The 14,432-nt window shown below is 56.0% G+C and carries 14 protein-coding genes; 6 read left to right on the top strand and 8 right to left on the bottom strand.

Annotated elements, in window-relative coordinates; translation table 11 throughout:
* Together L9H78_RS00085 and L9H78_RS00090 are read right to left on the bottom strand one after the other, a co-directional pair.
* Positions 1 to 237 (bottom strand): hypothetical protein, encoded by a 237-nt coding sequence (locus L9H78_RS00085; RefSeq protein ID WP_249617986.1) that lies wholly within the window; start codon positions 235 to 237, stop codon positions 1 to 3.
* Positions 238 to 491: 254 nt separating this feature from the next.
* Positions 492 to 1,433: a hypothetical protein gene (locus tag L9H78_RS00090; protein WP_249617987.1), complete on the bottom strand. Its 942-nt coding sequence runs from the start codon at positions 1,431 to 1,433 to the stop codon at positions 492 to 494.
* 332 nt (positions 1,434 to 1,765) lie between these two features.
* On the opposite strand from L9H78_RS00090, the gene L9H78_RS00095 reads away from it, so the two are divergent.
* Together L9H78_RS00095 and metE are read left to right on the top strand one after the other, a co-directional pair.
* On the top strand, positions 1,766 to 2,734 hold the full coding sequence (locus L9H78_RS00095; protein WP_249617988.1) for a methylenetetrahydrofolate reductase: 969 nt from the start codon (positions 1,766 to 1,768) through the stop codon (positions 2,732 to 2,734).
* Positions 2,735 to 2,861: 127 nt separating this feature from the next.
* Positions 2,862 to 5,159: a 5-methyltetrahydropteroyltriglutamate--homocysteine S-methyltransferase gene (metE, locus tag L9H78_RS00100; RefSeq protein WP_249620071.1), complete on the top strand. Its 2,298-nt coding sequence runs from the start codon at positions 2,862 to 2,864 to the stop codon at positions 5,157 to 5,159.
* A gap of 73 nt (positions 5,160 to 5,232) precedes the next feature.
* Here metE and L9H78_RS00105 read toward each other — a convergent pair whose 3' ends face one another.
* Positions 5,233 to 6,327, bottom strand: a complete 1,095-nt coding sequence (locus L9H78_RS00105; RefSeq protein WP_249620072.1) for a YihY/virulence factor BrkB family protein — start codon at positions 6,325 to 6,327, stop codon at positions 5,233 to 5,235.
* A gap of 129 nt (positions 6,328 to 6,456) precedes the next feature.
* Between L9H78_RS00105 and L9H78_RS00110 the strand changes: the two genes are divergently transcribed.
* Entirely contained in the window at positions 6,457 to 6,987 is a 531-nt protein-coding gene (locus tag L9H78_RS00110) for a peptidylprolyl isomerase (RefSeq protein ID WP_023018627.1), read from the top strand.
* Between the two features lie 710 nt (positions 6,988 to 7,697).
* Here L9H78_RS00110 and L9H78_RS00115 read toward each other — a convergent pair.
* From L9H78_RS00115 to L9H78_RS00125, 3 genes are all read right to left on the bottom strand, one after another.
* Entirely contained in the window at positions 7,698 to 8,870 is a 1,173-nt protein-coding gene (locus tag L9H78_RS00115; RefSeq protein WP_249620073.1) for a hypothetical protein, read from the bottom strand.
* Complete coding sequence (locus L9H78_RS00120) at positions 8,870 to 9,394, bottom strand: RNA polymerase sigma factor (protein ID WP_249620074.1); 525 nt, start codon at positions 9,392 to 9,394, stop codon at positions 8,870 to 8,872. The genes L9H78_RS00115 and L9H78_RS00120 overlap by 1 nt, the downstream gene beginning before the upstream one ends.
* Before the next feature lie 68 nt (positions 9,395 to 9,462).
* Entirely contained in the window at positions 9,463 to 9,846 is a 384-nt protein-coding gene (locus L9H78_RS00125) for a hypothetical protein (protein WP_249620075.1), read from the bottom strand.
* A 187-nt stretch (positions 9,847 to 10,033) separates the two neighbouring features.
* Between L9H78_RS00125 and L9H78_RS00130 the strand changes: the two genes are divergently transcribed.
* From L9H78_RS00130 to L9H78_RS00140, 3 genes are read left to right on the top strand one after another with little or no spacing between them, the layout of a single operon-like run.
* On the top strand, positions 10,034 to 10,435 hold the full coding sequence (locus L9H78_RS00130; protein WP_249620076.1) for a GntR family transcriptional regulator: 402 nt from the start codon (positions 10,034 to 10,036) through the stop codon (positions 10,433 to 10,435).
* A gap of 2 nt (positions 10,436 to 10,437) precedes the next feature.
* On the top strand, positions 10,438 to 11,253 hold the full coding sequence (locus L9H78_RS00135) for an ATP-binding cassette domain-containing protein (RefSeq protein WP_249620077.1): 816 nt from the start codon (positions 10,438 to 10,440) through the stop codon (positions 11,251 to 11,253).
* 3 nt (positions 11,254 to 11,256) lie between these two features.
* Positions 11,257 to 11,961, top strand: coding sequence for a hypothetical protein (locus L9H78_RS00140; RefSeq protein ID WP_249620078.1), 705 nt, complete (start codon positions 11,257 to 11,259; stop codon positions 11,959 to 11,961).
* Positions 11,962 to 11,979: 18 nt separating this feature from the next.
* On the opposite strand, the gene crgA is transcribed toward L9H78_RS00140, so the two are convergent.
* Positions 11,980 to 12,252: a cell division protein CrgA gene (gene crgA, locus L9H78_RS00145; RefSeq protein WP_249620079.1), complete on the bottom strand. Its 273-nt coding sequence runs from the start codon at positions 12,250 to 12,252 to the stop codon at positions 11,980 to 11,982.
* A 116-nt stretch (positions 12,253 to 12,368) separates the two neighbouring features.
* The gene (gene pknB, locus L9H78_RS00150; protein WP_249620080.1) at positions 12,369 to 14,432 is read right to left on the bottom strand and encodes a Stk1 family PASTA domain-containing Ser/Thr kinase; all 2,064 of its coding nucleotides are present in this window, start codon (positions 14,430 to 14,432) and stop codon (positions 12,369 to 12,371) included.

The following is a 14,432-nucleotide window of genomic DNA, read 5'->3' on the forward strand; positions in this document are numbered from 1 at the left end:
TTATAGCGCGTCGCTCAAGTGATAGTTTTTCACTTCGCTGCCATAAATGGTGCGCTCGTTGCCGTTAATATCCACGCTTTGGAATACGGAATCGTTTTCGATGGCCTCGCGCAGCATCTCGATGCGGTTGCCTTGTTCACCTGGGGCAATTCCGGCGGGGAAATAGTAGGTTGCGCCGTTGTCGAGTTTCACTGACAGTTCTTGCACGCCCAAAACAATTTCCTCCTCGTCTTTCACACCGCTTTGTCCTATAACCGGCCGTCGATGGGCCGTGGCCAAACAAAATGCGGCCATAGAAATAGGGCCTGTGGTGTTGATAATTCTCTTGCACCACAAACCCTATCGAAGCAGATGGCTTAGCTCACGTAACGACTTTATGGCATATGTCTCTTTACGACGCCGCTTGCCGACGCCCTGCCGGTAAATCGCTGCGTTGAACTGGCCAGAATATCTTGCCGACGCTGGGCTTGGGGCACCCAGCTTGCCGACGATTACTTGTCGCCGGACTCAGAATCCAACTTGTCTTTCAGCTGTTCGTCGATCTGCGCTGCTTTTTCGGCAGCGTCGGCATCGTCGTGAGCCACAGCGCGGGTGGCCTCGGAAGCAGCCAGGTTTTCTGCAGCACCCTGGGAGAGGTTCTTGGCCAGCTGTTCGTCGATGTCTGCCAGCAGTTCCTCGTCACGCTCGGCTGGATCCTCGGCCAACTCGCCGGCTTTCTTTTCTGCCTTCTTGTTTTCCTTGGAAGCATCCGCGTTTGGCGCTTCCAGGTCATCTTCGCTGGTTGAGGAGTACACCAGTGTACTGGTGGTATTCGAGCTGTAATCGCTAGCCTTTGGTGGCTGTTCTTGCACGCCGGAGTTGCGCTTGTTCAGCACATAGGCGATAACACCAACGACTGCGGCGAGAACAGCGGCCCACAGAGCGTAGAAACCAAAGCCACGGGATTGAGATTTGGTCTTTTTATCTAGCTTCTTGGCTGCTTTGTCTTTGACCTTCTGCGCAGCAGCGTTGGCTTTTTTCTCTACGCGGGACAGGCGCTTCCGGTTTTTCCGGCCCAGCTTTTTATTAGCTTTCTTGCGCAATTTCTTGGCCTGCTTCTGGGCTTTTTTGGTGGCCTTGGAGAAGTTTTCGCTGGCGGCATCGCGGACATTTTCTACGGTTTCGGATACGTTGCCGTCGGCAAGTTCACGGCCGGTGCCTTGCAAGCTTTCCAGGCTTTTATCCAAGCGTGCGTGGGCAGCTTTGGTCAGTTTGCCGGCTTCCTTGCGTGCTTCCGGGAAGTGTTTTTCTGCACTCTTATCCACGGTTTTTGCCGCGCTTTCTAGGAATTCGAATGCTTCTTGGGACTTCTTGTCGCGGTAATCCTTGAATTTTTCCCAGCCGGTTGAGCTGAGATCGCGCGCGATGCGCAGGTTGACGTTTGCAGAACCCATGGTTCGTTCACCTCGTTAATTACATGGTTGTCACTAGCTAGATAGTTCCAGGATAGTTGCTGTGGAAGGTGATGTGGGAGATAACAGCGAAAATAAAGTGTTTCCAGCACATCTTAATGGTAATACCATAGACAGCTTGGTTCATTTTTTCTGTTTGGCGACGAATTATATTCAGCTGGCTCCTGGCCTGTTTTTCCAGCATGAACGGCCCACCGAATGGTAATACCTTTCCGGATTCTTCCTTGTTAGCTGCACAAGCATTAGATTGATGCCAACACTAGACAGCTTGGTTCACAATCAAGACGTAAACCGCCGGAAGGAGGTGACCAGCAATGGCCCCACGAGTATCTGCCTCTGCGCCGTTGGATGATTCCAGCGATAACCCGGATAACCCGGATAACGCAGAAAACACGGAACCGCGTACCAGATCCGAACGCACCGCACTGTCCTTTGAGGTCATTCCACCGCGCCACGATGCCGACGAGAAGAAAATCTCTCACTTGTTGGAAACGCTGCAATCCTATCGGCCGGACTACATCTCGGTTACCAGCTCGTGCCGTTCCGGCTGGTTGGACGGCACCGCGGAGTTCATCTCCCGCATCGACCGCGAAACCAACATGCGCACCCTGGCGCACCTCGCGTGCACGGCGGGCACGAAGCAAGAAATGGTCGCGTGGATCAACCGTCTCATCGATTCCGGTGTGCGTGGCCTATTAGCCCTACGCGGCGACCTGCCAGAAGGCGAGGTCAAACTACCAGAGGATCACCTGCAGTATGCCGATGAACTCGTGCGCTTAATCCGCGAAGTCGAAAGCCAACAGGCAGCCCGCTTCGCTGCCGGACGCTTGGCCGTCGCTGTGGCTAGCTACCCGAACGGCCACTACCAGGCACGCACCGACGATGAGAACTTCGACGTGCTGCTTTCCAAACAACGCAGCGGCGCAGACCTGGCCATCAGCCAACTGTTTTTCGAAGCCGAGGATTTCTTGCAGTTCCGTCGTCGTGCAGAACTGGCGGGCATTCGTATCCCACAGATCCCGGGCATCATGCCGATTACCAGTGTGCGCCGCCTGCGCCGTATGGCGGAATTTTCCAGCCTGCCGGTACCGGAGCACCTGGTGCGTCGGCTAGAAAGCGCCCGTGATGAGCGCGCCGAGGGCATCGCGATCACCGCCGAACTCGTGCAAGCGATGGTGGACAATGATGTCGGCAGCCTGCACATCTACACCCACAACAACGCGGAGGTCACCCAAGAGCTCCTGGACGCGGTCGGGATCCGCCCGCCAACCGCGCCCGGCTAATTCTCTGGCTAGGCCGGCCGCACCTCTACAGAACCCATAACTTCATAACCAGAATTCATAAGCAATAAAACCGCATAAACAGAAATCACACTGTTTTTCTTGTCTCCAGGAAGGACCCGACACTCCCATGTCGCAGACACCATTCCCAACAAAAACCATCGAGGGCTATCCTCGCGTTGGCGCTAACCGCGAGCTCAAGCGCGCTCTTGAGTCTTACTGGGCCGGCCGCATCGACCGCCCAACCTTCGAATCCGCTGCACACTCGCTGCGCGTAGATACTTATGCCCGCCTGAAGGATCTGGGTCTTGCCGACGACTACGCCATCCCAGCCGACGTCGCGTATTACGACCAGGTGCTGGAAACCGCACTGACCGTCGGTGCTCTGGGCGGCGACGCAGAAGAAGTCAGCCTGGACGAGGAATTCACCCTGGCTCGCGGTAACGCTGATACCGCCCCGCTGGAAATGACCAAGTGGTTCGACACCAACTACCACTACATCGTCCCAGAAATCAGCGCTGAGCAGTCCTTTACCGCCCGTCCGCAGCGCCTGTTGAAGCTGGTCGACGAAGCCCGCGAAGCCGGACACACCATCCGCCCATACCTGGTGGGCCCAGTCACCGTGTTGGCTCTATCCAAGGCCGCTGACGGCACCACCAACCCGCTGGATCGCCTGGATGACCTCGCGAAATCCTACGCACAGGTGTTCGCTGCGCTGAAGGAAGCCGGCGTGGAATGGGTACAGGTTGCAGAACCAGCCTTGGTTGCCGACCACACCGGAATTTCCGATGCCGAACTCGCCGACCGCGCCGGTGCCATCTGGACTGAGCTGCTGAGCAGCGAAGACCGCCCGCAGGTGTACCTGACCACCCCATATGGTTCGCTGCAGGCTGGCCTGGATAAGTTGCTGGCCGCCGCCCCAGAGGCCTTCCAGGTGGATGTTTCCCGCCCAACCCAGGCGCTGGATTCGAACTACCTGGACCGCGTTAAAGAAGCCGTCGCCAAGTCACCACAGACCACCCTGGTGGCCGGTGTGGTCGATGGCCGCAACGTATGGGCTGGCGACCTGAACTCGCTGGTAGCAACCGCCGAAGAACTCGGCACCAAGCACGTCACCACTTCGGTATCGCTGCAGCACGTGCCGCACACCGTCGAGGCAGAAAAGAACCTGCCTGTCGACGTTGCTGGCTGGTTCTCCTTCGCTGACGAGAAGATCTCCGAGGTCGTCGCCATCGCCGCAGCGCTGGACGGCAAGCGCGATGAGGTTGAGCAGACTTTCGCCCGCTCCGAGCGCGCCCTGCGTACCCGCAAGGAATCCGAGCGTACGCACAACGAGGCCGTCGCCCAGCGCGTCGCCAAGCTGCCAGAAGGCCAGGTTGCTCGTGAGCCGAAGTTCGCCGAGCGCACCGAAATCCAAGAGGAACTGGGCCTGCCGAAGTTGCCGACCACCACCATCGGTTCCTTCCCACAGACCAAGCAGATCCGTGGTGCCCGCGCCGATCACCGCGCCGGCAAGCTCACCGACGAACAGTACGTGGAAGAGCTGCGCGGCGAGATCGCTTCCGTGATCAAGCTGCAGGAAGACCTCGGCATCGACGTCCTGGTGCACGGCGAGCCAGAGCGTAACGACATGGTGCAGTACTTCGCGGAGCTTCTTGACGGCTTCGTGGTCACCGAAAACGGCTGGGTACAGTCCTACGGTTCCCGCTGCACCCGTCCTCCAATCGTGGTCGGCGATGTCTCCCGCCCGGAGGCCATGACCACCGAGTGGGCCAAGTACGCGCAGTCGCTGTCCGACAAGCACGTCAAGGGCATGCTGACTGGCCCGGTGACCATCCTGGCGTGGTCGTTCATTCGCGACGACGTCCACCAGTCCGTCTCCGCCGACCAGATCGGTGTCGCGCTTGCCGACGAAGTCGCTGACCTGGAAGAAGCTGGCATCGACATCATCCAGATCGACGAGCCAGCCCTGCGCGAGCTGTTGCCACTGCGCGAATCCGACCGTGCTTCCTACCTGGATTGGGCCGTACGTGCCTTCCGTTTGGTCTCGCTGGAAGCGAAGCCAAAGACCCAGATCCACACCCACCTGTGCTACTCCGAATTCGGCCAGATCATCGACGCGGTTGCCGCACTGGATGCTGACGTGACCTCCATCGAGGCTGCTCGTTCCCGCATGGAGTTGCTGGAGGATCTCAACGATTCCTTCACCAGCGAGATCGGACCAGGCATCTACGATATTCACTCGCCACGCATCCCTTCGGTGGAAGAGATGGAAGAGCTGATCCGCGCGGCGCTGAAGAACGTCGACGAGAAGCGCCTGTGGATCAACCCGGACTGTGGTTTGAAGACCCGTGGTTACGAAGAGACCGAAGAGTCGCTGCGCAACATGGTTACCGCGCGCAACAACGTGGTGGAATCGCTGAACTAATAGTGAGATGGCTAGCGTCGGCGTCGCCAAACATGATCGGGCGGTGCTGACAGCTGGCCTGAGGCGCTACCGCTTAATCTTGGGGTGCGTCCTTGAGCTGCTGGGCATCATTTTCCAGCGAGCTGAGGACGCGCTCCATTTTTTCTTGCTGTTTTGTCGAACGGTGCTCTAGGTGTGGGGTTTGTTCGGCTAACCGAGTGTTATCGGTGGGATCATTATCCAAGATGCCTTCACGGATTTGGCGGGTGCGTTCGACTTCCGCATCGATGACGACGCCGAAGACCAAGCTTGTATTCGCAATCCAGCAGCCAAAGAAAAACGTCACGATTGAGCCCAGCGCACCATAGGAATTCAGCGACGATAGGTGCACGAAATACACGTAGAGCCCACCGCCGGTGAGGAAGATCAGTACCAGGGCGACGAATGCCCCAAGTGTGAAGATCCGCCACTTGGACCGGTACGGGCGCACGTTCGGCGCATAGTAATACAGCACGGAAATAAGACCCGCGGCCATGATCACGATGACTGGCCAGCGCACCCACGCCCAAATGGGCAGAATGGCGGTGGTGAGAAATTCAATTTCTTCATAGATGCCCAGTGGCCCGGCGATGGGTTGAATCAGTGTTTCCACCACGGTGACATTGACGACGAGCGCCAAGAAGATCAGGCACACGCCCAAAATCATGGCTACGGATAACAAGGCCATGGATGACCAGACGTGTAGGAGGGGGCGGCCGTCGATATCGCCGTACACGCGGGTGGAAAACCTGGCGAAAGCGCGCACGTAGGCGGATGAGGAGATCGCGGCTAAGACCACACCGGCGAGCAGGCCGAGCAGGTTTGTCGACGTGCTGGATAAAACAGTATCGACGGTGTTGAGCACGGTTTCGGTTTGGTTGACCGGCAAAATTCCGCCCAGGAAATCCCACAACAGGTTTTCCAGGAGATCGCGGTTATTCGCCATAATGAGCACACCGATGCCATAAAACACCAGCAACGTCGGCGCCAGTGCCAACAATGTGAAATAGGTGAGCCCTGCGCCCATGTCCGGGATTTGTAGCCGCAATGATTGCACCACGATGCGGCGGATCGTATACCACCAGCCGACACGGGTCAGTTGCGGCCGTGGCGGGGGAGTGACGGGTTCTGCGCGGTGGGCGCCGGCCATGGTGGTAGCGTCCTAACGATGTTGGGGGCTTAGGGGACCACCGTAGTGTACTGAAAAGCCACTGTGAGTGGTGGCAGCGGGGCGGGAACGGAAATGAGCTGCAGCGTGCTGTCGTCTATAGTGGTGGGCATGAGTAAATCCACTGCCAAGGCAACTTTGCATACTAATCATGGCGATATCGTGATTGAGCTGTTCGGCAATCACGCACCAGTGACCGTCGAAAACTTCGTCGGCCTGGCCAAGGGAACCCAGGAATACTCCACCCAGAACGCACAGGGTGGCCAGGAAGGTCCGTTCTACGACGGGGCCATCTTCCACCGCATCATCGACGGATTCATGATCCAGGGCGGCGACCCAACCGGCACCGGTCGTGGTGGCCCGGGCTACCAGTTCCGCGATGAATTCCACCCAGAGCTTTCTTTCGACCGTCCATACCTGCTGGCCATGGCGAACGCTGGCCCAGGCACCAACGGTTCGCAGTTCTTCATCACCGTCGGCAAGACCCCACACCTGACCGGTGCACACACCATCTTTGGTGAGGTCACCGATAAGGATTCGCAGAAGGTCGTCGACAAGATCGCTAAGGTTTCCACCGACCGCATGGATCGTCCGCATGACGACGTCGTCATTGAGTCCGTGGAAATTTCCGAGGAAGCATAAGCTTGCACAAGCTGTAGCTTTCGCTGCTTTTTACTGCTTGTACTTCGTTACCCGGAGTTGGCACACACCGTGTGTTGGCTCCGGGTTTTTCTATGCCTAAGCACAGACAACAGACAACACTGACAACAGACAACATTGACATGACAGCGTAGAAAGCACAGCTGCATAGAAAGCACAGACAGAACAGTAAGCAGAAGCAACACAAGCTTCGGCCAAAGCAGAGTTAGCAATCAGAGTTATCAACAATGTAATTCGGTTATCCACGAAGTTATCCACCGGTATTCATTGTGAAGAAACCCCGGGAAGTTATCCACAAGTCTTGTGGATAATGTGGAAAACCATGATTGTAATTTACAGCCTCAAGTTTCACTTGAATGTTATTTAGGCAGCTAAAGGCACAGATTTGGAGAATTCACCGCACGGCTTTGTTCACAGCCAGTGAAATAATGACCTGAAGTTTGTCCACAATGCACGTTTTTCACAAATTAGTCCACAGATTGTGGATAACTTTGTCGACAAGTTGTGGTCAGCTAGTAGAAAAATCCCCATGGTTATCCACAACAATTCACAAGTTGTGGACACCATGGGGATGGCATCGCACGCCGCGGACGGCGTCGGGGCTAGTGCGTGGTTGGGGTTACGGCGTTGGGGTTAGGGCGTGGTCTGGTTTAGCACGAGGTATAGGAAACGGCAGGCACCGTCAACTGTAATTAGTGGGCTGGTTCGGTGGGTTGTGCACAGCCGATAGAAAATTCCTCGTTACGGTCCGGGTTCTCCGGATATTCCAGGAGCATGCGGGAATAAATCCGGGCGTTGTAACCACATTCCTCGCGGTTATCCAAAGTCAGACGCACCGGGAAGGTTTCAAATTCACCATCGGCGCACAGCGGATCACAATTGTTGATCCACGCGGTGCCGGTGGCAGTAGCGGTATCAGCGCCCCAGTTTTCCCATTCGAGATCTTCCACGTAATAGTTATTGTCAGCGCAGGCGGTCGAAATCATCTCGGGGCCTTCCAACCCAGTGACGTGTACACAATCCACAATTGCGGTGGCAGAAACCTCCGTGGTGATCCCCGGCCCTACTAAACCATGCACGCGCACTAACTGTCCGGTTGCCGGAATCACCGAAAAACTGAGCTGATCCACGTCGCGGATCACGGTTACTATTTCGTCGTCACCGCCGGTCGTGGATTGCTCCACACCAGCCAAGTCATTGCCGTCTAGTGAGGCCATCAGCTCATACAATGCTTTTTGTTGTGCACTGGATAAAGCCGGGTGTAACAGCAACTTCAAAACGCCGCGGGCAGTGGAATCATCCAAAGAATCTGCAAGTGCGCGCAGGCTTTCAGTATCCGCGCCGGTGGCTTGTAGCTGTACTGGATCTACGGCCAAGTCCCGGTCTACGTTCTGTAATTCGGTGGGTGCATTATTGCTCTGCGTCGTAGTGGTACGCACCTGCCCATCGGCGGAAACTTCGTACGCGGTAGAAACGAACTCTTCGCCCAAGCGGTCGGTGCGCTCCAGGTATTCCTGGGCGGTGATCGCAATATCAGTGGCATCGGCAGCGTGTAGGGAAGATTCACCAGCAGTGGCCAGTATTTCTTCGGCTGTGGCGGTAGCCTCCTGCCCGTTGAACAGGCTGGGCAACAAGCCGGTACCCAGCGCGATAGCGCTGACGGCAGCGGCAGCACCCAGCAACCAGCGGCCGCTGTTGCTACGGCTTTGGTTGGCTGAAGCACCCGAAACGTCCGCAGCACCGTTGCTCAGAATTGCCTGCAAGTGCTTTTCGCTGCGGCGTCGCTCCAACTCGTTCAGCTCGGGGTTGCGGACCGGGTTGGCGTCGCCAAGTTGCCGGGTGAGCTCGTCATCAAAATGTGTCATTATGACCGACCTAAATTTTCTGGTTCCAACGCTTCTTTGAGTCTGGTGCGTGCACGGTGCAGTTTCACGCGCGCGTTATTTTCGGTGATACCTAAACTGGCAGCGATATCCGGAATGCTCAACTGCTCCCACGCATGCAAGGCGATGATGTCGCGATCCGCAAACGACAGTGCGTTTAATGCGCGGTTGATATCGAGCGATAAATCAGCGACCTGGCTGAAGTCGTCGGCAGCAATCTGGTCAAGCTCTACTTCTTCATCTACGCGGTCCTGGCGGGCGAACTTGCCGCGGTAATATTCCTTGACCACATTGCCGGCGATGCCATACAGCCACGGCAAGGGGCGCTGTGTGTCTTGCAGTGATGAAAAATTCGCCCACGCGCGCCCGAAAACATCCGCGCAGTATTCCTCCGCGACCGCAGCCGCAACGCGTCGGCGAAGGTAGGCCAAAATCTGCGGGTAGTGTTCCCGGTAGATAGTGGTGAAGGTCGCCTGGTCTTGCGACGACCGATAATCGCTGGTCACAGATGATTCCTACTGCGCGGGTGGGGATGCGGGGATTATGTGGCTGCCGATATTGGGAAGGCTATTGCCTAATTGATAGCGACGGTATCTGCTACACCCGATGAACAGGTGATGGTAGCGGTGGCGTTTTCGTCAGTGAAATCTGCCGGGACGGTGACGTAACCGATGAGCTTGCCGACGTCCGCACCCGGAGACATGGTGGTCGACTCGCCGAAGCTGGTGCTCAGATCGGCGCGGACGTCCTGGCCTGGGCAAGTGGCTGCGATGAGAAGCTCTTCGCCTGGCTGCACAATGCCGTCGACGGTAACATCCAGGTTTTCATTCTGGCCAGTGACCTCGAAAGCGTTCTCGCTGAATGGCTCCTGGCCGGAGGTTGCCAGTGCGATGCCGCCGCCAGCGATGGCTATGGTTCCGATGATTCCGGCAGTGATAGCAGTGCCACGAGTTTTCATGTTGTTTCTCCTTAACTCACGGGCGGGAAGTGCTTACGTCATGTTTGTGTCGCTACACCCGGAGTCATTACACGCGGAGAGAAAAAAGTTTCCTTGGGCCGGTGCCACCACATCCTTGCGGGTTTATGGGTTAAGTGGTAAACCTATTAACTAAGAAAGTTAGTTACCAGAAAGGAGGTGCTGCGCAGTGGCCATTTCGCAAACGGATCCGAGACCCTTATTCCAACAGATCGTTGATGAGCTAAAACATATGATCTTGTTGGGCAATCTCAACGAGGGTGAACGCGCACCATCGACGAATGAATTGTCCATGCACCATTCCGTGAACCCCACCACCTCGGCAAAAGCGCTGACGCTACTCAATACTGAGGGCTTAGTGGAAAAGAAGCGTGGGGTTGGAATGTTCGTCACTGAAGGGGCGCGTGAGCGAATTCGTGAACAGCGGCAGCGCCAATTCCATGACAATTTTGTTGCCCCGCTTCTAGAAGAAGCACGGCTTCTTGGGCTCACCATCGACGAAGTCATCACAGATATGAGAGAGACCGAAAGCACTACACCGCGAACAGTGGCAGGAATGAAAGGAGTATGACTATGGATACGTCGACGCGAATAATTGGCATCATTGGAGCCAACGGTGCCGGGAAAACAACATTTTTGCGCCGCCGTGCAGCGACTTCGTCATCCGTTGCGCTATCGCTTTCTCTCATGGAAACCGAGCTTTTCGGACGCACAGCTCAAGACCATCTTCGCGTAGTCCAGCACGGATGGCAGAGTCTGGATGCGGAAGCGGTGGAATCTTTATTGGATTTCCCACTAGCGGCACGGATTCGGGATTTAAGCATTGGCCAGCGCCAACTACTCGTGACAGCTACTGCATTGGCAGCGCGAGAGCCACATATCTATTTGGATGAGCCATTCAATGGCTTGGATTCATCGCAGCGTCAGAAATTGCATACCGCAATCATAACGCTTGTTTCCAGCACTGATGCTCCCGAAGAAATCCTTATCAGTTCGCATCACGCATCAGATATAGCGACGATCGCATCTGAGATCATCACTTTGCGCGATTATCATGCGAGCGATGCGATCAGTATTGATGAGCTTCGTGACAATCATCCCGTATTACGTGGTCCGAATGATGCCCTAGCAGAATTGACTCGAGAAATGCCGATGATCCGGCAGAGTTCATTGGCTGGTTATAGGGAGGTAGTTCTCGCGCGGCCACTCAGCGATTCTGCTCGTCGTCGCGCAAGCCAGCTCGCTATCGAGGTGAGTTTCCTCAGCAACATCGAACTGCTCGATGCCGTAGTAGCTGAAACCTCGCGTTATTCAGAACAAGGGGACAGCTGGCCTGTGAATACAGAAACGAAGAATCCGAAGCAGAACAATCTCCTACTGAAGGGATAAATCATGAGATCACCATTATTTTTTGCTCCCACCGCGCCTTTTGCTTACGGAAGCTTGCTTCTCACCCTCGTGGTTATGGTGTTAGGAAGATTACGCCACATTGATGGTCACCTGTTGTTATTCGCAGTGTTTTTCAGTCTCACAGCAATTTTTACAGTCAGCGCCCGATCGAGTATCCCAGCGTTGAAATATAATGTTACTGCCCGTAGGTGGTGGTCTTCCGCTCTGTTAGCGGTGGTGGCGGTAGCCAGTATTTTCAGTCTGGCGGTTATAGCGGTGACGATTTTCGGACCACTTGGAAGTTCTTACCTGTATTTTTCCGGGGTGACCTCGTTTTTCACTGTGTTAGAAGATGGTGGAATTCCAGCTATGTCGGCAGCGGACAAATTGCCACTAGTAGTCGGGTTGTTTGCCACTTTCGCCAGCATTTTTAGCGCAGCTGGAGGGTTGGGGCTTGCCCTTGGAGTGGCATCGAAGGTGGGGGCGACAGCAAAAATTTGTCTTGCCGGAGGAGCCGCGGCTGTGCTGATGTTGGCATTTCTTTACCTAGCGGAACAGGCACACCTAGCATTGAACAGCGCATCACCCACAATGGTCATCTTCTATCTCACATTGACTTTATTAGTCATCGGAGTGACTACATTTGGTGTTCATCAATATCGCACCGAGTTGCGTGGCGAAGCTATCGCCAGAACCTATGGTCGCTAGCTCCAAGCGTGTCAGCTTCTAGCGCCAACCCATGGTCATCAACAGACCAATGATGAACAAGCCGAAGCCAATGCCGTAGTTCCAGGCTTGCAGATCCTGCATGAACGGAATCGACGGGCCAGCCAAGTAGTTAATCACCAAATACAGCAGCCCAGCGAGGATGAAGAAAAACATCAAGCCCTTGTACCACTTCGGGGTGCCGCCGGTGTTGATCTTGACCGGGGTGCGGCTGACGCTGGAGGACTGGCCGGAGAACTGGTTGCTAGATTGTGAGACCTTTGCCTTAGGCATGATGCACCTTCATCAAAATCGTCGTTGGGTTAGGGATAGTTTAATGCTGTTTAGTTTAACAGCGCCGCCTCCTGATAAGCAGGACGACGACGCTGTAGGGGGCGTGCAGTTTTTCGTTACGGCACCAGGGCGCGCAGATTGAATTCGTAGAAGCGGACGTTAATCTCCTGGTCCTTGCGAATCGTCTCGCCTGGCGACGGGCTAGTGACTGCAATCAAGCCTTGGTCGGTGACCACGGCAGTGTCGACTGGTTCACCGCTAAGTAACTTCGACTCATTTGCTTCCCAGCCTGCATCACGCAGGGCGTTTAATGCTTGGCTGCGGTTTTTCCGCGTGATATCCGGCATAGTCGTCAACAAGCCATTGGATACTTCGACGCGCACATCGGAACCCTCTGGGCGCATCTGGCCAGCACCATCCACACCGAGCACGCGATCGGCTGGCTCAAGTGAATCCACAAACTGTGGTTTTGGCACGAAGCCCAAAGATTCCAGTGTCTCGCGAGCTTGACTCCATTTCATGCCAGTTAAGCTTGGCACTCGCACGTCGACGATCTCCGGGCCCCGGGAAATGGTTACGCGCACCCTGGAACCTTTCGGCAAATTAGCGCCAGCTGCTGGTTCATGGCGGGTGATCCGGCCCTGCTCCACGGAATCTGAAAACTCCTCGTCAACCTCCGGCTCTAGTTCTAGGCCAACTTCGGCCAGTGCGGCTGATGCTTCCTGGGGGGTCATATTCACCAGACGCGGAACCTGGGTATCTTCCTTACCCGTCGACACCGTCACGGTTACCGTGGTGTTGCGTTGCAATTGCGAACCCACACTCGGATTGGTGCGCACGACGTGGTGTTCTGGAACCTCTGGATCTGGCGCGTCGACGATTTCTGGGCGCAGGCCAACCTCTTCAAGCTTCGCGATGGCCTCGTTGCGTTCCAATCCAATGATATTCGGCACTGACACGGTCTCGGATTGCGCGACGTTATCCGACTGTCTGCGCGAGTCCCGGTCGTTGAACACACTCCAGGCATAGCCAGCGCCAATCACCAGCAGCGCAATCACAATAAACGCGACTAACCAGCGTAAATGGCTTGACGGTTTCGCCGTTGTCGCCGTTGGAGGTGCCGTGTGCGCGCCCGGGGCATTGGCCGGTAGTGTTCCCGCTGCTCCGGCGGCCGTACCAGCTGCACTAGCTGGACCTGGTGCACCGGCCATCGCGGTTTCTGGGTAGGCCTGCTGTGGTTGTGCAGCATGAGTTTCTGGATAACCGACGGTTTGGGTTGGGAATTGCTCCTGCGACGGTGCCACATGCGCGCGGGCCGCCTGAGTCACGGAACCACGGGACAAAAGCTCGAGATCCTGCCCCATTTCGGCCGCAGATTGATAGCGATCGCCCGGGTGTTTCGCCATGGAGGTCATCACCACGGCATCCACGTTGAGTAACGCGGTTGGGGCCAAGTCTATCTCTGGCATGCGTTCCGACGGCGGGGTGACGTCTTCTTGCACGTGTTGGTAGGCCACGGCAAACGGAGTTTCGCCCTGGAACGGGGTGCCGCCGGTGATTGCCTCGTACAGCACGCAACCCAGCGCGTATACATCCGAGCGCGCATCTGCATTCTTGCCACGAGCCTGCTCTGGCGAAAGGTATTGCGCGGTACCGATGACTGCGGATGTCTGCGTCATTGCCGACGTGGAATCATCCAAGGCACGGGCGATGCCGAAATCCATCACCTTCACCATTCCGGTGTTGGTGAGCATAATATTTGCCGGTTTAATATCGCGGTGGATGATGCCAGCGTCATGACTGGCTTGCAATGCAGAGCACACCGGCTGCAGAATCTCGGCGGCCTCCTGCGGGCTCATTGGCCCGTCATTGCGCAGCAGATCCCGCAGCGTATTACCGTGGATGCGCTCCATCACGATGTATGGAATGCCGATACCGTCGATGGTTTCTTCGCCGGTGTCATAGACTGCCACGATATTCGGGTGGTTCAACTTCGATGAGTTGCGTGCTTCCCGGCGGAAACGTTCGCGGAAGTTCATATCCCGCGCCATCTCGGAACGCAGCATTTTTACTGCGACGTCTCGTCCCAACAAAGTATCCTGCGCCGCGTACACATCAGACATGCCACCGCTGCCGATGATCTCGCCTAGTTCATAGCGCTGCGCCAAGCTGTAATTCAT

Source organism: Corynebacterium pseudodiphtheriticum (assembly GCF_023509295.1).
Taxonomy (GTDB): Bacteria; Actinomycetota; Actinomycetes; order Mycobacteriales; family Mycobacteriaceae; genus Corynebacterium; species Corynebacterium pseudodiphtheriticum.

Excerpts from the sequence above, each read along its gene's own strand:
- L9H78_RS00095 (WP_249617988.1), top strand. The coding sequence starts at position 1,766 with ATGGCCCCACGAGTATCTGCCTCTGCGCCGTTGGATGATTCCAGCGAT.
- L9H78_RS00140 (WP_249620078.1), top strand. The coding sequence starts at position 11,257 with ATGAGATCACCATTATTTTTTGCTCCCACCGCGCCTTTTGCTTACGGA.
- L9H78_RS00090 (WP_249617987.1), bottom strand. The coding sequence starts at position 1,433 with ATGGGTTCTGCAAACGTCAACCTGCGCATCGCGCGCGATCTCAGCTCA.
- metE (WP_249620071.1), top strand. The coding sequence starts at position 2,862 with ATGTCGCAGACACCATTCCCAACAAAAACCATCGAGGGCTATCCTCGC.
- L9H78_RS00125 (WP_249620075.1), bottom strand. The coding sequence starts at position 9,846 with ATGAAAACTCGTGGCACTGCTATCACTGCCGGAATCATCGGAACCATA.
- pknB (WP_249620080.1), bottom strand. The coding sequence starts at position 14,432 with ATGAATTACAGCTTGGCGCAGCGCTATGAACTAGGCGAGATCATCGGC.
- L9H78_RS00105 (WP_249620072.1), bottom strand. The coding sequence starts at position 6,327 with ATGGCCGGCGCCCACCGCGCAGAACCCGTCACTCCCCCGCCACGGCCG.
- L9H78_RS00110 (WP_023018627.1), top strand. The coding sequence starts at position 6,457 with ATGAGTAAATCCACTGCCAAGGCAACTTTGCATACTAATCATGGCGAT.
- L9H78_RS00135 (WP_249620077.1), top strand. The coding sequence starts at position 10,438 with ATGGATACGTCGACGCGAATAATTGGCATCATTGGAGCCAACGGTGCC.
- L9H78_RS00115 (WP_249620073.1), bottom strand. The coding sequence starts at position 8,870 with ATGACACATTTTGATGACGAGCTCACCCGGCAACTTGGCGACGCCAAC.
- crgA (WP_249620079.1), bottom strand. The coding sequence starts at position 12,252 with ATGCCTAAGGCAAAGGTCTCACAATCTAGCAACCAGTTCTCCGGCCAG.